Below are 20,376 nucleotides of genomic sequence, written 5' to 3' on the forward strand. Positions count from 1 at the left end.
CATCCTTAATACCGCGATATGGGGATTACAGGTAACTCAGCATGGGGGGACTGGAGATTGCCTTCATGAGCGAGCTGGCCGTCGTGACGCCCACCTACGGCCCCGACGCCGAGCTCTTCGCCCACCTTCACCGATCGGTCCTGGAGCACACCTCCGACGACACGGTCCACCACGTGATCGTGCCCCCCTCCGACCGCCCGCTGTTCGCCCGGCACGAGGGTCCGCGCTGCCGGCTGTGGACGTACCGGGAGATCCTGCCGCGCCGCTACCTCGGCCTGCCGGGCACGGGGCTGTGGATCAACGCCGGGCGGCCCTGGCCGCCGCTGCGCGGGTGGGTGGTCCAGCAGGCCGTGAAGGTCGCCGTCACCGCCCGGCTGGACGCGAAGGTCGTGCTGGTCGCCGACTCCGACGTGGTGCTGGTCAGGCAGGCCCGGCCCGAACACTTCCGCCGGGACGGGCGGGTGTCCCTCTACCGGGTCGACGACGGGGTGCACGAAGGCATGGCGGACCACGTCACCTGGCACCGCGCGGCCCGTGAGCTGCTCGGGCTGCCGGGCGCGGCACCGCTGCCGCTGCCCGACTACATCAGCTCGCTGACCTGCTGGGACCCGGTCATCGTGCGCGCCATGCAGCAGCGGATCGCCGAGACCACCGGGCGCGACTGGCTCGACGCCTTCGCGTCGTACCTGCAGGTGTCGGAGTTCATCGTCTACGGGGTGTTCGTCGACGAGGTGCTCAAGATGTCGCCGCCGGTCGACACGTCGATCTGCCACAACCGTTGGGACCGCACTCCGCTGGACGACGCGGGAGCCGTCGCCTTCGCCGACCGGCTGGGACCGCGCGCGATCGGCATGATGATCTCGGCCAAGTCGCGGACCCCCCTGGCCGCCCGGCTGGCGGCCATCCAGCGGTGCGCACAGGTCACCGGACTCGATGGGAGCCATCCGTGAGCCAGCTGGCGGTCATCACACCGTCCTACGCCCAGGACGCCGAGCTGTTCGCCCTCCTGCACCGGTCCGTCCTCGAGAACACCTCGGAGGACACCGTCCACCACGTCTTCGTGCCGCCGGGCGACCGGGAGATCTTCGCCCGGTACCAGGGGCCGCGCTGCCACGTGTGGGTCCGCTCGGAGCTGCTGCCCAGCAGGTACGTCCGCCTGCCCGGGACCGATCTGTACGTCAACTACCGCCGCCCGTGGCCGCCGCTGCGCGGCTGGGTCATGCAGCAGACCGTCAAGATCGCCGCGGCGGACCTGATCGACGCCGACGCCATGCTCATCGTGGACTCCGACGCCGTGCTGGTACGGCCCACGAGCGCCGCGGCGTTCACCGTGGACGGGCGGCTCTGCCTGTACCGGCTGGAGGGCGGTGTGACCGCCGAGATGGAGCGGCACGTGGTGTGGCACCAGGTCGCCCGCGAGCTGCTAGGGCTGCCGCCCGCTCCGGCGCCTCCGCTGCCCGACTACGTGACGGCGCTGACGTTCTGGGACCCCGCCGTGGTGCGGGCCATGCAGCGGCACATCAGCGAGGTCACCGGGCGCGACTGGATCGACGCGTTCAACTCCCGGCTGCACATCTCGGAGTTCATCCTCTACGGCGTCTTCGTCGACGAGGTGCTGAAGACGTCACCGCCGGTCAACACCACGATCTGCCACCTGAGCTACAACCACGAGCCCTGGGACGAGGCGACGGCCGTGGCCTTCGCCGACCGGCTGGCGCCGGACGCGATCGGCATGATGATCTCGGCCAAGTCGCATACGCCGATGGACGCCAGGCTGGCGGCCATCCGGCGGTGCGCTCAGGTGGTGGAGTCGAGCTGATCGTCGCCCGGCACGACGATCTCGATCGGGCCGGTGTCGTCGACGGCCCGGGGTGCCACCGAGCCGTTGCGACCCTCCTGGGCGGCCTCCAGCTCGGCCACGGTCAGCGGGAAGACGGCGGCGGCCGGCGCGTGCGCGCCGTTGCTCTCCTGGCCGGGCCTGGCGTCCGGTGCCGCGCCCGGCGGTCGATCGTCAGGAGGGCCGGAGTCTGGCGGCGGGCTGTCCGCGGCCTCGCCGGGAGTGCGGCGGGAGGCGCGCAGCCGCGGGACGGCGTAGGCCACGGTGAGCCCGGCGACCACCGCGAGCAGGCCGCCTCCGGCGGCGGCCACGAGCCGGTCCTGGACGAGCGGCCTGGGGCTGGAGGCGGGCATCACGTCGAGGATCCCGATGTGCGTGCTGATCGGGGCGGACAGCGCCACCTGCCGTCTGGCCAGCTCCAGCCTGACGCGCTGCTGCGCCCGCCGCATGGTCTCCCTGACGAGCTGCGGCGAGGTGCTCTCCACCTCCACGTAGACGAACGGACCGTTGGTGCTGATGCCGAGCAGGTCCGGGTTGGTGCGGCCGTCGTTGATGGTCAGCTGGGTGGGACCGCCCTCGGTCACGCCCACCTCGGCGGCGACCTCGGGCGTGTTCGTGGCGAGGATGAGGATGCCGGCCGTGGTCCGCAGCGCGTCGTTGAACTGCAGCAGCGGGTTGGTCAGGCCCGGCTTCTGCTGCGGCTCGGTCTCCAGCGTCCCGCCTGACGCGGGCACGGTGAGCACCATGGACGCCGTGGACACATACCGGCTCGGCACGAGGAAGAATCCGGCCAAGGCCAGGACGATGGCGGCCACCGCGATGGGCGGCCCGACGAACCTCTTCCTGGCCAGACCATAGATGGTCTTCCAGAAGCCCACTATTTCCGCCCCCGTCAGATATTCCAGTACAAACAGGAAATCGCGCTGTTCAGCTGGCGCGTTACACCAGGCGAGCCATCGACAGCAGCTTGCGGCTCCGATGCGCGACCGTGCGCCGCTGCCGCCTCACGTACATGCTCAGCACCGCCGCCCGCGCCCGGCGGCGCTGGTCGTCGGTGAGCTCCGCCTCCCGCACCCACGCCAGCAGCTCGCGGCACTGCAGGGTGTTGGCCAGGCGCGACTGCCAGGAGGGCACGCCGAGCCGCCGGGCCACGCCCGAGATGCGCTCCAGCCGCCAGTTGCGGTGCGCCAGCACCTCCGGCACGTGCGCCCACGGCCCGGCCAGCGCGAGCTTGGCCGCGAACACCTCGTCCTCGCGCAGCATGTTCCGCCGGGGGATCCCGGTCGCGGGCCCGCGACGCAGCAGCCCGTAGAGCGGGTCGATCAGCAGGTGGCTCTCGTTCAGCAGCCTGAGCATCTCGGCGAAGCGCGCCACGGGGTCGTCGCCGGCCAGCTCGGTCCCCTCGTAGGCGGCGCTCCTGGTCACCCCGTCAGGCCCGGTGTAGGCGACCTCCGTGGTGACCAGGATGATCCGCTCGTCCTTGGCGAACTCCGCCAGGGCGCGCGAGACGCAGGCCGGTTCGAGACGGTCGTCGTCGCCGATCCAGCGGACGAAGGCGCCGCGCGAGACCTGGGCCGCGTGCCTGAAGTTGCCGAGCAGCCCGATGTTCTCCGGATGGCGGTGGTAGGCGATCCTCGGCTCGCCCGCCGCCAGGTCGCGGCAGAGCTCCTCGGTGCCGTCGGTCGAGGCGTTGTCGGAGATGACCAGCTCCAGGTGGGGGTGGTCCTGGGCCAGCACGGACCCGACAACGCCCTCCAGCCGGTCGGCGCCGTTGCGCACCGGCAGCGCGATCGAGACCAGTTCAGAGTCGAGCATGGGCCCTCCCTTGACGCACCAGTTGCTGGAGTACGGCACGCGGCACCGCGACGAGCGCGAACACCAGCAGCCCCGCCCCACCGGCGACGCAGAGCTGCACGAACGGCCCGTCGACGACCATGGCCAGGCCCGCCATGGTGACCCCGGCGACGGCGGCCGCCAGGACCGGCCTGGCCAGCCCGGACAGGAACAGCCGCGGCGGCACGCCCGCCCGGTGCAGCGCCCCGGCCAGCAGCGGCAGCGCCAGCAGCACCGCCACGACGGCGTGCGCCATCGCCGCGCCCTCGATGCCGTCCAGCCGCGCCCCGACCAGGAGCGCCGGCACCAGCGCCACGGCCCAGCACAGGTTCACCCACATCGTGGCCCTGGTGGCGCCGAGCGCGGCCAGAATGTCGGTGATCAGTAGGTTCAGCATGCGCACGGCCATCACGATCGCCAGGAACCGCAGCACTTGCGCGGCCGGCAGCCAGTGCGGCTCGAACAGCACCCCCACCAGCGCGGGCGCGAGCGTGCCCATGAGCACCGCGATCGGCAGCACGATCGAGGCCAGCAACGGGACCGCGCGCCGCACGCCCGCCTCGATCGAGGCGGTCCCCTCCTCCGCCAGCCGCGAGAAGCTCGGCAGCGCCACATAGCGGATGGCGGTGCCGACCAGCCCGGGCACCCAGCTGGAGATGTTGAACGCGAGCAGGTAGAGACCGAGCTGGGCCGGCCCGAGCACGTCGCCGACGATGACGATGTCCACGTTGAGCAGCAGCCCCTCGACGCCGAGGCCGACGCAGAGCGGTAACCCGAAGGCGAGCAGCCGGGCCGCCACCGCGCGGTCGAAGCCGAACGAGATCCGCACCCTCGCGAGCACGACGACCAGCACGCCGGTGAGGGCGGCGCCGCTGAGCTGACCCCAGGCGAAGCTGTAGGCCCCGGCGCCGTTCGCGGCCAGGGTGATGGAGACGGAGGCATTGGCGGCGAACCCGGCGAGGTTGGCCCAGGCCAGCTTGTCCTGCTCGAACCTGCGCATCAGCGCGGCGCTGCGGACCGCGGTCAGCCCGTAGACGACGTTGGTCGCCATGAGGATGCGGATCACCCAGGTGGCGTCCTCGCTGCCGGCCAGCTGCGCGTAGAACGGCGCGATCAGCCAGAAGATCCCGTAGAGGGTGAAGCTCGACGCGATGGCCACCACGGTGGCGGTGGGCGCGATCTCCGCCAGCCGGCCGCGCCACTGCACGGTCGCCGAGATGACCCCGGCGTCGTTGATGTGGATGACGAACTGGCTGATGGCGAGCGCGATCGCGAAGACGCCGAAGTCCTCGGGCATCAGGATCCTGGCCAGGACCAGGCTCATCACGAACGAGCCCGCCTTCATCACCACGTTGCCGAGCAGGCTCCAGCGCAGGCCGCGCCCGGCCTTGCGCTCGATGTCACCCAGGTCGCTCACGAAGCGTCCTCGACCCTTTCCAGCCAGATCTCCCGCCAGAACGGCACGAACTCGCGCGGGCAGTTGGCGTTGTAGACGCCCTCGCAGACCAGGTCGTCGAGGACGATGCAGGGAGTCTTCATGCTGAGCAGCCGGCCGGTCTTCTCGTCCAGGCAGCGCTCGACCCGGGCGCGCACGCGCGCCGTCCTGCCGCAGTAGCGGGCCATCTCCTCCTCGAAGCCGAGGCCCCGGTTGAGCAGGTCGTCGTTGAGCGTGTCGAGGATCTCGTCCTTGGACCTGATCCTGACCAGCTCGCCCGGCCGCAGGTCGAGCTCGCCGGTCGGGGTGCTGCGGCCGGCCCGTCCCTCGACGAAGCCCCAGCGCAGCCCGCCCCTGATCCACAGCCGCCTGGGCAGCGCCTTCCTGGTGAGCCCCTGGAAGCGGTTGAACAGCCCGACGAGGAACGTCCGCAGCACCCGGAGCGCGCCCGCGTTACCGCTGCGCACGTCGGTGACGTACTGCCCGACGTCGCGGAACGGCAGGCGGGCCGGGGCCGCCCTGAGCAGCTCGGTGGCCTGGCAGGAGTAGGCGTCCGCACCCTTGCGGGTGTTGATCTGGAGCAGCGGCAGCAGCTCCGGCTCCGGTCCGGCGGGGCGCTGGGGTGCGTCCGGCTCGACCGGCTTGAGCCACGCCTCCTTCCAGTACAGCGAGCAGGCGGTCTGGCAGCCGCCGTGCGAGCCGCCGTCGCAGCGCGCCCCCGTCAGGTGGACGGCGCGTTCCATGCGCCGCATGCCGCTGCGGCTGATCGTGTCGCAGAGCTTGTGCGCCACCTTGTGCACGGTCATCCGCTGCCCGCAGAAGCGCAGCATCTCGGGCATGAACGGCAGACTCTCCAGCTCTCCGCGCTCGTCCAGCGTGGCCAGGATCTCCGCCTCGCCGCGTACCTCGACCAGGTCCCCCACCCGCAGGTTCATCCACCCTCTCCCACCCGTTTGAGCAGCCCCGCGCTGTCCAGGGCGGCGGCCGCCTCGGCGACCGCCCGGAAGGACAGCCCCGACCGTTCGGCCACGTCGAGCAGGCTGTGGCAGCCGTCGGAAAGGTTCAACACCCATAACATCGCCATCTGGGCCTGTTTCGTGTCACTGCGCCCGCCGAGAGATCCGTACAGGCCGCGCCTGCCGAGCTGCGGCTCGCCGTAGGGGCTGAGGTTCGCGTAGCGGCCGTCGCGCTCCAGCACGCTCACGGCCTCCTCCAGCGCCTCCAGCGTGCCGGCCAGCGCCTGCGGCGAGACGAAGCCCGGGTCGTCGCCGGAGGTGTGATACTCCGGGTAACCCGCGTACGGGGTCCTGGTCAGGCTGCCGAACGGCAGGTCGAAGCCTGGCGAGCAGAACTGCCGCTCGTCGTAGCCGTACGGCGAGAAGTCCAGGATCGTGTGCGGCCGGTCGGCCAGCACGTGCGCCATCACCCGATCGATCCCGGTGTCGCCGCGCCTGCTGCGCTTGTAGGTGAGCGCGCCGCGGTCCCCGGCGCAGGCGAGCGTGAGCCCGGCCACGATCCGGCCCACCCGGTCGCGGTTGCGCGCCAGCCAGGTGATGGCCCCGATCGTGCCGGGCGCGAACAGGAACCTGTAGGTGAGGCGCGGCGACTCCAGCCGGGAGGCGAGGGCGGTGGCGACGGCGATCCCGGCGAGGTTGTCGTTGGCCAGCGACGGGTGGCACACGTGGCAGGAGATGATCACCTCCTGGTCGGTCTGCCCCCGCACCACGTGCTCGGCGTACGTCAGGTGCCCGTCGGCGAGCGTGGAGTCGATCACCACCTCGTAGGGGCCCTCGCCGAGCCCGTCGAGCACCCGCCGGCTGAGGCAGAACCCCCACGTCTCGGCGTAGTAGGCCGTCCGGTACGGGACCAGGTCCGGCTGCTCGGGCAGCGTGTGCAGGTGCGGGCGCAGCTCCTGGAGCGTCATCGTGGCCGACACCGGCACGCTGTAGCCCACCACGTGCAGGTTGGAGCGCTGGAAGTCGACGACCCTGGCCCCCGAGGGGTCCTTGATGTAGGCGTCGCGAATGTTCCACTCCTTCGGCACGGTCCAATCGAGCACCTGCGTGCCCGTCGGGACCTCGTGCACGTCCAGCGGCACGTGCTCGCCGACGATCTCCAGCGTGCGCCGCACGCCGTCGCCCGTAATGGAGCGGCACAGCGGGTAGAGCCGCTCCACCAGGGCGTGCATCTCCTCACCCGTCACGTCCGCAGCTCCGCGGAGACCGTGCCCGCCTCACGGCGGTCGGCGAGCCGGGCCAGCCGGGTGAAGCGCCGCTCGAAGTCGGTCGCCCCCAGCCCGTAGTCCCGGTAGGCGTCGGCCAGCTCGACGGCCCCGGCCTTCACCGTCCACCGCGCGTGGAAGCCGGGCAGCGCCGCCCTGATGCGGGAGAAGTCCACCCGGTACGAGCGCGGGTCCGCCCCGTTCTCGCCGGTGATCAGCACTTCCGAGCCGGGCACGGCCTCGACGACGTGGGCGGCGATCTCGGCGACGGTCAGGTTGTTCTGCTCCCCGCCGACGTTGAACGCCGTGGCGTGCACGGCCTCGCGCGGCGCGGCCAGCGCGGCGGCGAAGGCGTCGGCGATGTCGGCCGCGTGCACCAGCGGCCGCCACGGCGTGCCGTCCGACAGCACCCGCACCGTGCTGGTCAGGTGGGCATGGCCGACGAGGTTGTTCAGCACGATGTCGGCCCGCAGCCGCGGCGAGAACCCGAACGCGGTGGCGTTGCGCAGGAACACCGGGGTGAAGTCGGCGTCGGCCAGCTCGACCAGCTCGTCCTCCACGCGCACCTTGGACTCGGCGTACGGGGTCACCGGCCGCAGCGGGGCGTCCTCGCCGAGCAGCTCGTCACCCCCGGACGCGCCGTACACCGAGCAGGTGGAGGCGTACAGGAAGCGGCGCACGCCCGCGTCGCGCGCGAGCCTCGCCAGCCGGACCGAGGCGTGGTGGTTGATGTCGTAGGTCAGCTCGGGCGCCAGCGCGCCCAGCGGGTCGTTCGACAGCGCAGCCAGATGGACGACCGCCTCGATGCCGTCGAGCATGGCGGGCGTCACATCGCGCAGGTCGGCGCGGTGGCCGGGCGGGTCGTCCGGCGCCGGGCCGAGCACGCAGTCGGCGAACAGCCCCGAGTCCAGGCCGACCACCTCGTGGCCGGCCGCGGCCAGCGTCGGCGCCATCACGGTGCCCAGGTAGCCCTGGTGCCCGGTGAGGAGAACGCGCATGTCGATCAGCCTCCAGCTAGGTCAAGAGTGAGTTTGCGCACGTAGAAGGCCTCGGCGTAACGCGAGTGACATTCGATGCCGCGGATCCTGGCCAGCCCGAGGAAGGCCTCCCTGTCGAACCAGGGCCGGCGGCGCTGCGAGACGTAGTGCTGCCACAGCAGGGCGACCTTGCGCTCGGCGAGCGCCGGGTCGAGCGGCTGGTAGGCGTTGGGGCGGCCGAGATCGCCGTCCCATTTGACGATCTCGTACCCGAGGGTGAGGTGGTCGCGGAAGGCCGTCGGCACCAGCTCGGCGAGCCCTCGGTGATCCTGGTGGGCGTCGCCCGGCTGGGGCGCGAGGATCAGGTCGGGCACCGTGCGCATGGCGAGCTCCTCCACCGCCTGCTTCGCCTCGTCCCAGTGCGACGGCAGCCGTCCGTCGGGCACCTTGCCGACGGTGACCGTCAGGTCGGCGCCGGGGCAGAACGCGGCCAGCGCGGCCCGCTCCTCCGGCTCACGCGCGGTCCCGCCGCCCGACAGCACCAGGGCGTCGACCCTGATGCCGGGGCGGACGGTGCAGACGGCCAGCAGGGTGGCGCCCGCCCCGATCGCGATGTCGTCGCAGTGCGCGGCCACGGCGACGATCCTGCTCAGGCCGCTCGGCAACATGTGGATCATGCCGCCTGCTCCCACAGGGCCCACGGCCGGTCGCCGCGGGAGTAGGCGCGGTCCAGCTCCAGCCGCTGGTTGACGGTGTCGGTCGGCCGCCAGTAGCCCCGGTAGGGGTAGGCGAGCAGGCGCCCGCGCTTGGCGAGCTCCTTGCAGCCGTCCACCAGCAGGTCTCCGCCTTCGGGGATGTGGTCGAAGATCTCCTGGCTCAGCACGAAGTAGCCGCCGTTGACCCACAGCGGCATCTCGGTGACGGCCGTGATCTGCCCGACCAGGCCGCCCTCGGCCACCTCGACGCAGTGGAAGGTGCCCGGTGGCGGCACGACCATCAGGGAGGCGCCCATGTCCGAGGCGGCGAACCTGTCGATCATGTCCGGCAGGGGCGCGTCGCTGAGCACGTCGGCGTAGTTGGCCAGGAAGACCTCGTCGCCGTCGAGGTGCTCGCGGACGCGGCGCAGCCGCTCGCCGATCGACGACTCGACGCCCGTGTGGACGAACGAGATCGTCCAGTCGGAGATGTCGTTGGCCAGCAGCTCCACCTGGCCGCCCCGCAGCACGAAGTCGTTGGAGGCGGTCTCCTCGTACCGGAGGAAGAAGTCCTTGATCTGGTGCGCGCCGTAGCCCAGGCAGAGCACGAACTCCTTGTGCCCGAAGTGGGCGTAGTAGCGCATGACATGCCAGATCAGCGGCCTGGGTCCGACGAGTTGCATGGGCTTGGGCACGTCGCCGGACGCGCCACTGCGCATCCGCGTGCCGTACCCGCCGCAGAAGAGGACGACCTTCACACGACCTCCAGGTAAGGGATGGGGAAGACCAGCCGGCCGCCCCACTCGTGGACATAGGCGAGCTGTTCCACCAGCTCGGCGCGCAGGTTCCAGGGCAGGACGAGGACATAGTCCGGCCGGTCGGCGGCGATCCGCTCCGGCTCCAGGATCGGGATGCGCGCGCCGGGCGTGAACTTGCCGTGCTTGTACGGGTTGCGGTCCACCGTGTAGGCGAGCAGGTCGGGCCGGATGCCGCAGTGGTTCAGCAGCGTGTTGCCCTTGCCCGGCGCCCCGTAGCCGACCACCGTCCTGCCGTCCTCGGCCGCGCCGATCAGGAAGCCGAGCAGGTCCCGCCTGACCTTGGCGACCCTGGCCGCGAAGTCGATGTAGCCGGAGATCTCGTGCAGCCCGGCGGCCTTCTCCAGCGCCAGCACGTCGCTCACCCGCTGGGCGGGCGTGCCCGACGGCCTGGCCCACAACCGGATGGAGCCGCCGTGCGTCGGCAGCAGCTCGACGTCCACCAGCGTCAGTCCCCCGGTGGCCAGCGCCCGCTGCGCCGAGGCGACCGTGTAGTACTGGAAGTGCTCGTGGTAGATGGTGTCGTACTGGTTCTGCTCGATCAGCGTGAGCAGATGCTGCACCTCGATGGAGACCCATCCGTCGTCGGCCACCAGCGTGCGCAGCCCTTCGGTGAAGCCGATCACGTCCGGGATGTGCGCGTAGACGTTGTTGGCCACCACGTAGCCGGCCCTGCCGTGCTCCGCCACGACGGCGCGGGCCGTCTCGGAGGTGAGGAAGGCCGTGTGCGTGGGCACTCCCCGCTGCCTGGCGGCCTCGCCCACGTTCACCGACGGCTCGATCCCCAGGCACCGCACCCCGCGCTCGACCACGTGGCGCAGCAGGTAGCCGTCGTTGCTGGCCACCTCCACCACGAACGAGTCCGGCGTCAGCCGCAGCCCGGCCACGAAGGCCCGCGCGTGCTCCACCCACGAGGTCGAGTAGGAGGAGAAGTAGGCGTAGTCGGTGAACGTCTCCTCAGGGGTGATCAGCGGCGGGATCTGCGCCAGCCAGCACGAGGCGCACACGCGAAGGTGCAGCGGGTAGGCGACCTCGGGCTCGTCGAGCTCGGCGGCGGTGAGGATGCGCTCGCAGGGCGGCGTGGCCCCCAGGTCCACCACCGAGGCGAGGTCGCTCGACCCGCATAACCGGCAGGCTGTCATTCGCACACTCCTGGACAAGTTGGTATTTCGCTCCGACCGGCACTGTCGTTACTGTGCGCCTCATGGATCCCCTCGGCATCGACGGCGCCTGGTATCACACGCCGCGCGTCCACACCGACCCTCGCGGCGCGTTTCATGAAGCCTTCAAGTCCGCCGACCTGCCGCACGGGTTCGAACTGGCGCAGGTCAACTGCTCGGTGTCCAGCCGGGGGGCGCTGCGCGGCGTGCACTTCGCCGACGTCCCGCCCGGTCAGGCCAAGTACGTCATGTGCACGAACGGCAGCGTCATGGACGTGGTCGTGGACCTGCGAGCCGGATCCCCCACCTTCGGCCGCTGGGAGGCGATGACGCTGGACGACCAGACGCACCGGGCCGTGCTCATCGCGGAAGGGCTCGGGCACGCCTTCCTGGCCCTCAGCGATCAGGCGACGGTCGTCTACCTGTGCTCCCAGCCCTACGCTCCCGGCCGCGAGCACGGGGTGCACCCGCTCGACCCGGACCTCGGCATCGCCTGGCCGCAGGACATCGAGCCGGTGCTGTCGGGCAAGGACGCCGAGGCGCCCACGGTCGCCGCCGCGCTCGCGTCCGGGCTGCTGCCGGACTACGACACGTGCAAGCGGTTCTACTCCACGCTGCACTGAGGGCCCGCCTTCCCGCACAGCACCGGCCAGGCGGCGTGCAGCGCCTCCCGCCAGTGCCGGATCGGCTCGCACCGGGTACAGGCCAGAACGCTGCTGGCGGGCCGCGGCGCCGGGCGCGGGAAGGCCGTGCCGGGCACCGGGCGCACCCGGGCCGGGTCGGCGCCGAGCAGCGCGAAGACCTCGCCGGCGAGCCCGTGCCAGCTGGTCTCCCCGGCGCTGGTGCCGTGATAGATCCCCGGCGGCAGCTCCGACCGCGCCAGCCGGACCAGGAAGTCGGCCAGGTCGGCGGACCAGGTGGGCTGGCCGTGCTGGTCGTCCACCACGTCCACGGTGGGCCGCGTGCCGGCCAGCTTGATCATCGTTCGGACGAAGTTGGGCCCGCCCGCGCCGTACAACCAGGCGGTGCGGACCACGTAGTGGCCGTGCTCCAGCGCGGCCTGTTCGCCGGCGAGCTTGGTCCGGCCGTAGGCGTTGACCGGTCCGGTGGGCGAGTCCTCGGTGTACGGCCTGCGGCTCGTGCCGTCGAAGACGTAGTCGGTGGACAGGTGCAGCAGGCGCGCCCCCGCGCTCTCGCAGGCCTGCGCCAGCGTGCGGACCGCGTGACCGTTGATGGCCAGCGCCTCGTCCTCGTGCGTCTCGGCGTCGTCCACCGCCGTCCAGGCGGCGCAGTTGATCACGACCTCTGGCCGGTAGGCGGAGACCAGGTCGTGCACCGCCCGGCTGTCCCGCAGGTCCAGCTCCGCTCGGCGGAGTGCGAGCACCGGCTCCCCGGTGGCCGTCGTCCGGTCCAGGACGTCGGCGGCCAGCATGCCGCCGCCCGTGATGAGCCACCTCATAAGCCCGCCCACCATTCGCGGTTGTCGGCGTACCACTGCACGGTGTTCCTCAGTCCCCGCTCGAAGCCGATCGCCGGGTCGTAACCGAGGGCGCGCAGCCTGCCGTCGTCGAGGGAGTAGCGCCGGTCGTGCCCCTTGCGGTCCTCGACGTGCTCCACGAGGTCCCAGCCCCTGCCGCACGCCTCCAGCAGGCGGGCGGTCAGTTCCTTGTTCGTCAGCTCCGCGGTGCCCGCGATGTGGTAGACCTCGCCCGGCTGTCCCACGTCGGCCACCAGCCGGATGCCCGCGCAATGGTCCTCGACGTGGATCCAGTCGCGCACGTGGCCGCCGTCGCCGTAGAGCGGCACCTTCCTGCCGCGCAGCAGGTTGGTGATGAACAGCGGGATGATCTTCTCCGGGAACTGCCTCGGGCCGTAGTTGTTGCCGCACCGGGTGATCGACACGTCCAGGCCGTAGGTGATCGCGTACGAGCGCGCGATCAGGTCCCCGCCGGCCTTGGCCGCCGCGTACGGCGAGCGTGGCCGGAGCGGGGCCGACTCATCCCAGGAGCCGACCTCGATCGAGCCGTACACCTCGTCGGTCGACACCTGGACGACCTTCGGCACCCCGGCGTCGAGGCATGCCTGCAGCAGCGTCTGCGTACCGAGCACGTTCGTGCGGACGAACTCCGCCGCCCCTTCGATCGACCGGTCGACATGCGACTCGGCCGCGAAGTTGACCACCAGGTCGTGCCCGGGCACGACCTCGCGCAGCAGGTCCGCGTCGCAGATGTCACCGTGCACGAAGGTGTGCCGCACGCCTTCGAGATTGGCGAGGTTGCCCGCGTAGGTGAGTTTGTCGAGCACGGTCACGCCGGCGTCCACGTCCGTGTCGCGCAGCCCGCGGACGAAGTGCGAGCCGATGAAGCCCGCACCGCCCGTCACCAGGATCGTCTTCATGAACTGATTTGTACCTTGCTGTGATCGCCCAGCACGAGACGATGGGCTCTGGGTGTGTTGGGCGCCGGGGTGACCTCGACGTCATGGCCGATGAGTGACGACTCGATCCGGCCGACCCCCTGGATGGAGGCCCTGGGCAGCACGATCGAGTACTCGATCTCGCTGCCCGTGATGGCGCAGTCGGCGCCGATCGAGGTGAACGGGCCGACGTAGCTGTCGCGGATGACCGCTCCGGCGCCGATGATCACCGGGCCGACCAGGCGCGAGCGCTCGACCACGGCTCCCGGCTCCACCCGGACGCGCCCGATCAGCTCGCTTGCCTCGTCCACCTTCCCGTGCACCCCGGCGTCGAGCCACTCCAGCACGAGGCGGTTGACCTCCAGCATGTCGGTGACGTTGCCGGTGTCCTTCCAGTAACCGGTGATCACCGAGGACTCCACGCGCAGGCCCGCCTCCAGCAGCCACTGGATGGCGTCGGTGATCTCCAGCTCGCCCCGCCACGACGGCTTGAGCTCGGCCACCGCCGCGTGCACGGCCGGACTGAAGAGGTAGACGCCGACCAGCGCCAGGTCGCTCTTGGGGTGCGCCGGCTTCTCCTCCAGGCCGACGACCCGGCCCTGCCCGTCCAACTCGGCGACCCCGAACTGCCCCGGGTCGCCCACCCTGGTGAGCATGATCTGCGCGGCGGGCCGCTCGCGGGCGAAGCGGTCCACGAGGTCGCTGATGCCGCCCACGACGAAGTTGTCGCCGAGGTACATCACGAAGTCCTCGTCACCGAGGTAGTCGCGGGCGATCAGCACGCCGTGCGCCAGCCCGAGCGGCGCCTCCTGGCGCAGGTAGGTCACCTCCAGCCCGAACGCCGAGCCGTCGCCGACCGCCGCCTCGATCTCGGCCTGCGTGTCCCCCACCACCAGCCCGGCCTCCCGGATCCCGGCCGCCGCGATCGCCTCCAGGCCGTAGAACAGCACCGGTTTGTTGGCGACCGGCACGAGCTGCTTGGCCGAGGTGTGCGTGATGGGTCGTAGCCGTGTGCCCGACCCCCCGGCGAGCACGAGTGCTTTCACCGTCAGTAAGCCCCTTCTCCGCGGGTCACGACGGACCAGGTCTTCCAGAGGATCTGCAGGTCCAGGATGAGCGACCAGTTCTCCACATACCGCAGGTCGAGCCGGACCGACTCGTCCCAGGTGAGGTCGGAGCGGCCGCTCACCTGCCAGAGCCCGGTCATGCCGGGCTTGACGACGAGGCGGCGGCGCACGTCGGTGCGGTACTGGGCGACCTCTTCCGGCAGCGGCGGGCGCGGACCGACCAGCGACATCTCGCCCCGGATGACGTTGAGCAGCTGGGGCAGCTCGTCCAGCGAGTAGCGGCGCAGGAAGGCGCCGACCCGGGTGATCCTTGGATCGTTCCGCATCTTGAACAGCACCCCGTCGAACTCGTTCGATTCGATCAACGAGTCCTTGAGCAGCTCGGCGCCCATCACCATGGTCCGGAACTTCACCAGCGGGAACTCCTTGCCCCGCCTGCCCACTCTGGTCTGGTGGAACAGCGCGGGCCCGGGACTGGTCAGCCTGATCAGGACCACGATGGCCAGCAGCGGCAGGGCGAGCAGCAGCAGCGCCGTTCCCGCGACCACCCGGTCGAACACGCTCTTGACGAACTGCCTGGTGCCGTCGAACTCCGGATGCTCGACGTGCAGCAGCGGCATCCCGGCGACCGGGCGGATGCTGATGCGCGGTCCCGCCACGTCCATCAGGGCGGGAGCCACGAACAGGTCGGTGCGCTCGGTCTCCAGGCTCCAGGCCAGCCGGCGCAGCGCCGCCCCGTCGAGCTCCGGGCAGGCCAGCACCGCGACCGCGTCCGCGTGGGTCCGCTCCACCACCTCAGCGACGTCGCCGAAGGTGCCCAGGACCGGGATCCCGTCCAGCTCGGCGTCCATCCGGTCCGGCGGCAGGCAGGCCCCTACGACCCGCATCCCGTGGTACGGCTGGCGGCGGAACTGCATCACCAGGTCGAGAATCGACTCCCGGTGCCCGACCGCGATGACCTGGCGCATGTAGTCGCCGACGGCTCTCCTGCGGTGCAGGCGTTTGCGCATCTTGTACCGGAAATAAAGGGTGGCGAGAAGTGCCAGAGGCAGCATCGCCATGACGAAGCTCCGCGCGATCACGGTCTGCGTGGCGTAGGCGCCGATGGCCACGGCGGCCATCAGGCCCACTCCGCCGTTGAAAACGGCCTTGAACTCCTCCGTGCCCTCACCGTTCGCGCGCTGGCGGTGGGCGCCGCCGAGCATGAGCGCGACAGGCCAGGCGAGGACCAGGCCGAATCCCAGCATGAACTCGACCAGAGGGATGTAGATTCCGTTCATCAGCCGGACGCCCAGCACGCACAGGCAGGCCAGCAGCGCGCAGGCGAAATCGCCGCACAGCAGAAGCCGTAGGTACGCCCGCGTCCAGATGCTCGACGCGTGGCGCGGGACGGCCTCGAGGAGTACGACAGCGGACTCCCCAGTCCCCACCCTCATAGCACCACCCTGATAAATCGGTGCACTTCGTTAACATGACGTTCCTTGCACCTCATGGGTTGACAGCACCCCATGCACAATCAAGGGCGGCGACCCCCACTAAAGAGTAAAGATCCACCATGTGTTGGGGAATATCGCTATATGTCCACAAGCGGACGAAGATCGGAGCGACTCAGGGCTTGACGGAACGATCCAAAAGTGATGCGTTCGGTGCAGAAAGAGCGATGTTTACGGCCGCATTTCGGCAGGTTCCCGCATCGGATACCGGCTAGTCGTACTCCAGATCCGGCAGTGCGGATGGAGGATCCGGACTCCGCCATACGACCACAACGCCGTCATGTGCCGAATCAGCCGCCATCGTCAACCGATCCAGATCGAAATCCGGCAGATAGCGAAGCCGCGCCAGAAAGGTCGCGTCCGTGGCCGAACGCGGCACCACGCAACCCTCGCCGTCACGGTCGAGCAGAATGTAGAGGACGTCGGCCTCGGATTCGGTCACCACACGGACCTCGACGACGTCTTCCCACGCGAGCGCCTCGACGCTCCCGTCCGCGTAGTGACGGGTCACGCCCTCTTCCGTGACATACACGTAGGAGTCCGGCATCGGATTGCCGTGCATGGGCGCGATTCTTGCGAGTAGTGGGGTTGTACCGCAAGGGTTCGCGCTTATGGGTGCGGACGAGGGATGCGGGGGTTTCCGCCCTATGGGTGCGGATCTCCGCCCCACGAGTGGCTGAGGTGCGCCGCGACCGCCGCTCTGGCGGCCTCAGCCGGCCCCTCCGCGATCGCGTCGAGCAGCTCTCGATGCTCGCCGACCAGCACGTCCCTGTCCTCGTAGACCCGGCGCAGCCGGACCAGCCCGAGCCTGGTCTCGGCGGCGAGCGAGCCGTAGAGCCGCTCCAGCCGGGGACTGCCCACCGCCTCGATCAGCGCCTGGTGCAGCGCCATGTGCTCGGCCACCGACTCCGACCACGGCGCGTCGGCGCCCAGCGCGTCCATCCGGGCCAGCGCCGCCTCCGCCTCCGGCACCCGCCGGCCGGCGATCGCCCCGGCCATCAGGTCCTCCAGCGGCCTGCGTACGTACATGAGGTCGTCCAGGTCCGCGCTCGTCACCTCGGGGACGTAGGCGCTGCGGTTGCGCTCGCGCCTGAGCAGCCCCTCGTGCACCAGCCGGGCCAGCGCCTCGCGCACTGTCGGCCTGGCCACGCCGTAAGCGGCGGCGATCTCCTGCTCGGGCAGTGGCGTGCCGGGCGCCATCTCGCCGGAGAGCACCCTGCGGCGTAGCGCGTCGGCCAGCGCGGCGACGGCTGAGAGGGGTTTGATCGGCAACGTCACGGCTGCGACTCTAACGCCCCGTGGCCCGCGCCACCTCCCGAGCGCCCACTGCCGGCGAGCTCTTCGCCTCAGGCAGCGCCACGACCACCAGGCTGACGGCGAGCAGTCCCAGGCCTGCGATCGAGATGGGGGCCAGTCGCTCCCCGAGCACCACCAGGCCGAGCAGTGCCGCGACCGCCGGCTCTGCCAGCGCCAGCGTGGCGGCCGTGGCCACCGGGGTGGTGCGCAGGCCTCTGCCGTACAGGAAGTAGGACAGGGCGGTGGTGCCGAGGCCGAGGTAGAGGACGGCGAGCAGGCCGCGCGGCTCGGCGAGCCAGCCCAGCCCCTGCCAGAGCAGGACCGGCAGCATGATGACGGCGGCCCCGCCGAACAGCACCCCCATCACCGCGCCCGACGGCGCGCCGCGCCCGATCGCCCGGGCGGCGCTGACCGCGTAGAAGGCGTACAGGAGCCCACCGAGCAGGGCGAACAGCACCCCGGACAGCACCTGGCCGCCTGCCTGCGCGCCACCGCCGGCGATCAGCGCCACGCATCCGGCCACAGCCGCGGCGGTGGCCAGCACCCATCGGACGCTCGGCCGCTGCCCGTGCATCGCCCAGGAGAGCAGTCCGGTGAAGACCGGGCCGCTGCCGATCGCGACGACCGTGCCGATGGCCACGCCCGTGCGTGCCACCGCGGCGAAGAAGCACAGCTGGTAGGCGGCGACGGCGACGGCGGCGAGCAGCAGGCTCGGGCGGCGGAGCGCCCGGCCGATCCCCGCCCCCGCGAACAGCGCCAGCGCGGCCCCGCCGATGACCAGCCTGGCGGCGGCCAGGGCGATGGAGTCGGCGGAGACGAGCAGGCCCGCGGTGCCGGCCGTGCCCCACAGCACGGCGGCGGCCACGACGGCGACAGGTCCGTTCTTCATGCTCAACATTGTCTGACAACTATACAATGCCGTCCAGTAGCTGGTCGAGCAGGCGGCCGGCGGGCTGGGCCACTTCGGCCGCGTACTCCTCGACCACCGCGAGGCCGTCGTGGATGCCGGACGTGCTCTTGCGAGGCAGCTCCAACAGCACCTCGTCCTCCGCCGTGATCGAGCCCTCGACGTGGAAGGCGTCGCCGGAGACGGCGATGGAGACCTCGAACCGCACCTCCCGCCCGTCGGGCAGGACGAACGCGGCGCCGGTGCGCGCCCCGGCGGGCGGCACGAAGAAGGAGAAGGACCGGCTGCGCGCGAAGGGATGGCGTAACTCGGCGAGGATCCCCGTCGCCCGGCTCAGCGCCGCCAGCAGCGCGGCCGCGGCCAGGCTCTCGCTGTCCACCCAGGCAGCGTAGATCAGCGGGTCAGTCGGTGGCCAGGCGGGCGTGCCGCTCGACGTCGTAGCGGACGCCGTCGTAGTGCAGCTTGCCGCGCTCGACGCCCTCCGCAAGGAAGCCCGCCTTGGTGGCCACCCGGCAGGAGGCGGTGTTGCCGGTGCGGTGGCCCAGCTCCAGCCGGTAGAGGCCGCGCTCGCCGAACGCCCAGCGCGCCAGTTCCTCGGTCGCCGCCGCGGCGACGCCCCGCCCTCGGGCCTCCGGCATCGTCCAGTAGGAGACCCAGCCGTTGTCGTGGCCGTCGACGCCGGTCACCGCGACGTTGCCGGCGACCTGGCCGTCCAGGGTGACGGCGAAGGCGTGCCCCACCCCTGACCAGCCGGCGATCCAGCCCACCGCGTCCTGCAACGTCACGATCGGCCAGGCCGCCTGCCTGCGCATGTCAGGAGAGCGGAAGGCCCGCAACACCACAGGCGCGTCGTCCTCACACCACTCACGCAGTCGCACATATCCCATTACTGCCCGATTTTATGCGCCGCCTCGAATGCCGTGACGAGCGGCTTGGGCGCGGTCAGGCACCACGCCTCCGCAGTCAGCTCGAACAGCTCGTCCATCTCGATCCGGTCGAGGTGGACCACGACCCATCCGAACCGGCCGGCGGTGAACTGGATCTCGAAGACGTCGGGCCGCTCGGCCACCAGCGCGAGCTGCTCCTCGATCGTCGCCTTGAGCCCGACCGTCTCGGTCTCCTCCCACAGATAGCCGAAGCCCTTGTCCCGCACCTTGAGCGCGACCCAGCTCCCGCCATCGCTCATCCGCACCTCTGGCAGGCTGTCCAGCAACTCCAGGAACTCTTCGACGCTCACTCCCATGTCCCTTGTGTAGCAAACTCGCCCGACACTTCTGAGCCGTACGGTCTGTTTCGGGGATCGCCGTCCGTCGGTGTGTGACGAGGCGGCCCGATCCACCGGGCGCCCGCCAGAAAGGAGAACGGACAGTGAAGTTCCTGTTGCTGATCCGCGTGGACCCATCCGTCGAGGTGACGCCCGAGGAGAGCTCGCCCGAGGCGTGGGTCGAGGAGATGGACGGGCGCGGAGTGCGCCTGCAGGGCGACCCGCTCCGGCCGGCCGCCGAGAGCCGGTCCGTACGGGTGCGCGACGGCCAGGTGCTGGTCGGCGACGGGCCGTTCGCGGAGACCAAGGAGCAGATCGGCGGCTTCGACCTGCTCGAGTGCGCCGATCTGGAGGAGGCGCTGGAAGTCGCCGCCAAGCACCCGGTCGCCCGATTCGGCGTCGTCGAGGTCAGGCAGCTCGACGAGGACCACGTCACCGGCGCGTCGACCCACGTCGAGGTGCTGACCGACGCCACGCCGGAGAAGGTGTGGGATCTGATCACCGACGTCGCCCGCCTCGGCGAGTGGAGTCCCGAGTGCACCGGCGGCACCTGGCTCGGCGGGGCGCGAGGTCCCGCCGCCGGAGCCCGCTTCGAGGGCCGCAACAGCTTCCCGAACGGTGACACCTCGACCGTCACGTGCGCGGTCACCGCCGCGGAGCGTCCCGCGCGGTTCGCCTGGGACGTGCTCGACGGCGAGCGGATCGGTTCGAGCTGGAGCTACGAGGTGTCGGCGGCCGGCGGGCGCACCCGGGTCCGGCACTCGTTCGCGCACGGGCCGGGCGATTCCGGCCTGCGTAAGGCGGCCCAGCGGGACCCGGCCAGAGCCGTGGCCATCGTCGAGGACCGGCTGGCGCAGATCCGCGAGAACATGTCGAAGACGCTCGGCGCGATGCTGGGATCCTGACATCTGTGGGAGGGGCGGATGGCCAGCACGCGCATCCGCCCTGACCAGTGCCCGCA

At 71.0% G+C, this 20,376-nt stretch carries 23 protein-coding genes; 4 read left to right on the forward strand and 19 right to left on the reverse strand.

The genetic code is table 11. The annotated features are described in order from the left end of the window. The first annotated feature begins 65 nt into the window (after positions 1-65). Entirely contained in the window at positions 66-950 is an 885-nt protein-coding gene (locus V5E28_RS25160) for a DUF6492 family protein (protein WP_336209658.1), read from the forward strand. Further along, on the forward strand, positions 947-1,819 hold the full coding sequence (locus V5E28_RS25165; RefSeq protein WP_336209659.1) for a DUF6492 family protein: 873 nt from the start codon (positions 947-949) through the stop codon (positions 1,817-1,819). Before V5E28_RS25160 ends, V5E28_RS25165 begins: the two co-directional genes overlap by 4 nt. Here the strand turns inward: V5E28_RS25165 and V5E28_RS25170 are convergent. The 9 genes from V5E28_RS25170 to V5E28_RS25210 all read right to left on the reverse strand — a co-directional run bounded on the left by V5E28_RS25170 (position 1,798) and on the right by V5E28_RS25210 (position 10,955). Continuing rightward, entirely contained in the window at positions 1,798-2,715 is a 918-nt protein-coding gene (locus V5E28_RS25170; RefSeq protein WP_336209660.1) for a hypothetical protein, read from the reverse strand. The genes V5E28_RS25165 and V5E28_RS25170 overlap by 22 nt on opposite strands. Before the next feature lie 61 nt (positions 2,716-2,776). Then, entirely contained in the window at positions 2,777-3,652 is an 876-nt protein-coding gene (locus V5E28_RS25175) for a glycosyltransferase family 2 protein (RefSeq protein WP_336209662.1), read from the reverse strand. Next, entirely contained in the window at positions 3,639-5,087 is a 1,449-nt protein-coding gene (locus tag V5E28_RS25180) for an oligosaccharide flippase family protein (RefSeq protein WP_336209664.1), read from the reverse strand. Before V5E28_RS25180 ends, V5E28_RS25175 begins: the two co-directional genes overlap by 14 nt. Beyond that, positions 5,084-6,040, reverse strand: coding sequence for a hypothetical protein (locus tag V5E28_RS25185; RefSeq protein WP_336209666.1), 957 nt, complete (start codon positions 6,038-6,040; stop codon positions 5,084-5,086). Before V5E28_RS25185 ends, V5E28_RS25180 begins: the two co-directional genes overlap by 4 nt. Further along, positions 6,037-7,308, reverse strand: coding sequence for a DUF4910 domain-containing protein (locus tag V5E28_RS25190; RefSeq protein ID WP_336209668.1), 1,272 nt, complete (start codon positions 7,306-7,308; stop codon positions 6,037-6,039). The genes V5E28_RS25185 and V5E28_RS25190 overlap by 4 nt, the downstream gene beginning before the upstream one ends. Next, on the reverse strand, positions 7,305-8,324 hold the full coding sequence (locus V5E28_RS25195) for an NAD-dependent epimerase/dehydratase family protein (RefSeq protein ID WP_336209669.1): 1,020 nt from the start codon (positions 8,322-8,324) through the stop codon (positions 7,305-7,307). The genes V5E28_RS25190 and V5E28_RS25195 overlap by 4 nt, the downstream gene beginning before the upstream one ends. 5 nt (positions 8,325-8,329) lie before the next feature. Beyond that, positions 8,330-8,980, reverse strand: coding sequence for a PIG-L deacetylase family protein (locus tag V5E28_RS25200; protein ID WP_336209670.1), 651 nt, complete (start codon positions 8,978-8,980; stop codon positions 8,330-8,332). Beyond that, complete coding sequence (locus V5E28_RS25205) at positions 8,977-9,756, reverse strand: sugar phosphate nucleotidyltransferase (protein WP_336209671.1); 780 nt, start codon at positions 9,754-9,756, stop codon at positions 8,977-8,979. The genes V5E28_RS25200 and V5E28_RS25205 overlap by 4 nt, the downstream gene beginning before the upstream one ends. Further along, positions 9,753-10,955 (reverse strand): class I SAM-dependent methyltransferase, encoded by a 1,203-nt coding sequence (locus V5E28_RS25210; RefSeq protein WP_336209672.1) that lies wholly within the window; start codon positions 10,953-10,955, stop codon positions 9,753-9,755. The genes V5E28_RS25205 and V5E28_RS25210 overlap by 4 nt, the downstream gene beginning before the upstream one ends. A gap of 62 nt (positions 10,956-11,017) precedes the next feature. Here V5E28_RS25210 and V5E28_RS25215 point away from each other — a divergent pair, with 62 nt between their 5' ends. Continuing rightward, positions 11,018-11,596 carry a dTDP-4-dehydrorhamnose 3,5-epimerase family protein gene (locus tag V5E28_RS25215; protein WP_336209673.1) on the forward strand — a complete coding sequence of 193 codons (579 nt, stop codon included), beginning with the start codon at positions 11,018-11,020 and terminating at the stop codon, positions 11,594-11,596. On the opposite strand, the gene rfbD is transcribed toward V5E28_RS25215, so the two are convergent. From rfbD to V5E28_RS25265, 10 genes are all read right to left on the reverse strand, one after another. Continuing rightward, complete coding sequence (gene rfbD / locus V5E28_RS25220) at positions 11,578-12,432, reverse strand: dTDP-4-dehydrorhamnose reductase (RefSeq protein WP_336209675.1); 855 nt, start codon at positions 12,430-12,432, stop codon at positions 11,578-11,580. The genes V5E28_RS25215 and rfbD overlap by 19 nt on opposite strands. Further along, a complete protein-coding gene (gene rfbB, locus V5E28_RS25225) occupies positions 12,429-13,370 on the reverse strand; it encodes a dTDP-glucose 4,6-dehydratase (RefSeq protein WP_336209676.1) in 942 nt (313 codons plus the stop codon). Before rfbB ends, rfbD begins: the two co-directional genes overlap by 4 nt. Further along, complete coding sequence (locus V5E28_RS25230) at positions 13,367-14,434, reverse strand: glucose-1-phosphate thymidylyltransferase (protein WP_336209678.1); 1,068 nt, start codon at positions 14,432-14,434, stop codon at positions 13,367-13,369. The genes rfbB and V5E28_RS25230 overlap by 4 nt, the downstream gene beginning before the upstream one ends. Before the next feature lie 2 nt (positions 14,435-14,436). Further along, positions 14,437-15,891 (reverse strand): sugar transferase, encoded by a 1,455-nt coding sequence (locus tag V5E28_RS25235; RefSeq protein ID WP_336209679.1) that lies wholly within the window; start codon positions 15,889-15,891, stop codon positions 14,437-14,439. 268 nt (positions 15,892-16,159) lie between these two features. Continuing rightward, complete coding sequence (locus V5E28_RS25240; protein ID WP_336209680.1) at positions 16,160-16,510, reverse strand: hypothetical protein; 351 nt, start codon at positions 16,508-16,510, stop codon at positions 16,160-16,162. Positions 16,511-16,593: 83 nt separating this feature from the next. Next, positions 16,594-17,226: a GntR family transcriptional regulator gene (locus V5E28_RS25245; RefSeq protein ID WP_336209681.1), complete on the reverse strand. Its 633-nt coding sequence runs from the start codon at positions 17,224-17,226 to the stop codon at positions 16,594-16,596. Between the two features lie 10 nt (positions 17,227-17,236). Next, complete coding sequence (locus tag V5E28_RS25250; protein WP_336209683.1) at positions 17,237-18,133, reverse strand: EamA family transporter; 897 nt, start codon at positions 18,131-18,133, stop codon at positions 17,237-17,239. Positions 18,134-18,152: 19 nt separating this feature from the next. Then, a complete protein-coding gene (locus V5E28_RS25255) occupies positions 18,153-18,530 on the reverse strand; it encodes a hypothetical protein (protein ID WP_336209685.1) in 378 nt (125 codons plus the stop codon). Positions 18,531-18,552: 22 nt separating this feature from the next. After that, complete coding sequence (locus V5E28_RS25260) at positions 18,553-19,038, reverse strand: GNAT family N-acetyltransferase (RefSeq protein ID WP_336209687.1); 486 nt, start codon at positions 19,036-19,038, stop codon at positions 18,553-18,555. Further along, complete coding sequence (locus V5E28_RS25265; RefSeq protein ID WP_336209688.1) at positions 19,038-19,394, reverse strand: MmcQ/YjbR family DNA-binding protein; 357 nt, start codon at positions 19,392-19,394, stop codon at positions 19,038-19,040. Before V5E28_RS25265 ends, V5E28_RS25260 begins: the two co-directional genes overlap by 1 nt. 125 nt (positions 19,395-19,519) lie before the next feature. Between V5E28_RS25265 and V5E28_RS25270 the strand changes: the two genes are divergently transcribed. Next, positions 19,520-20,320, forward strand: coding sequence for an SRPBCC family protein (locus V5E28_RS25270; RefSeq protein ID WP_336209689.1), 801 nt, complete (start codon positions 19,520-19,522; stop codon positions 20,318-20,320). Positions 20,321-20,376 lie beyond the last annotated feature (56 nt).

The organism is Nonomuraea sp. LPB2021202275-12-8 (assembly GCF_037044575.1).
In the GTDB taxonomy this organism is placed as follows: Bacteria; Actinomycetota; Actinomycetes; order Streptosporangiales; family Streptosporangiaceae; genus Nonomuraea.

Coding starts and splice junctions, on each gene's coding strand:
- V5E28_RS25160 (WP_336209658.1), top strand. CDS start 66: ATGAGCGAGCTGGCCGTCGTGACGCCCACCTACGGCCCCGACGCCGAG.
- V5E28_RS25175 (WP_336209662.1), bottom strand. CDS start 3,652: ATGCTCGACTCTGAACTGGTCTCGATCGCGCTGCCGGTGCGCAACGGC.
- V5E28_RS25185 (WP_336209666.1), bottom strand. CDS start 6,040: ATGAACCTGCGGGTGGGGGACCTGGTCGAGGTACGCGGCGAGGCGGAG.
- V5E28_RS25195 (WP_336209669.1), bottom strand. CDS start 8,324: ATGCGCGTTCTCCTCACCGGGCACCAGGGCTACCTGGGCACCGTGATG.
- V5E28_RS25200 (WP_336209670.1), bottom strand. CDS start 8,980: ATGATCCACATGTTGCCGAGCGGCCTGAGCAGGATCGTCGCCGTGGCC.
- V5E28_RS25210 (WP_336209672.1), bottom strand. CDS start 10,955: ATGACAGCCTGCCGGTTATGCGGGTCGAGCGACCTCGCCTCGGTGGTG.
- V5E28_RS25215 (WP_336209673.1), top strand. CDS start 11,018: ATGGATCCCCTCGGCATCGACGGCGCCTGGTATCACACGCCGCGCGTC.
- rfbD (WP_336209675.1), bottom strand. CDS start 12,432: ATGAGGTGGCTCATCACGGGCGGCGGCATGCTGGCCGCCGACGTCCTG.
- rfbB (WP_336209676.1), bottom strand. CDS start 13,370: ATGAAGACGATCCTGGTGACGGGCGGTGCGGGCTTCATCGGCTCGCAC.
- V5E28_RS25235 (WP_336209679.1), bottom strand. CDS start 15,891: ATGAGGGTGGGGACTGGGGAGTCCGCTGTCGTACTCCTCGAGGCCGTC.
- V5E28_RS25240 (WP_336209680.1), bottom strand. CDS start 16,510: ATGCACGGCAATCCGATGCCGGACTCCTACGTGTATGTCACGGAAGAG.
- V5E28_RS25250 (WP_336209683.1), bottom strand. CDS start 18,133: ATGAAGAACGGACCTGTCGCCGTCGTGGCCGCCGCCGTGCTGTGGGGC.
- V5E28_RS25260 (WP_336209687.1), bottom strand. CDS start 19,038: ATGGGATATGTGCGACTGCGTGAGTGGTGTGAGGACGACGCGCCTGTG.
- V5E28_RS25265 (WP_336209688.1), bottom strand. CDS start 19,394: ATGGGAGTGAGCGTCGAAGAGTTCCTGGAGTTGCTGGACAGCCTGCCA.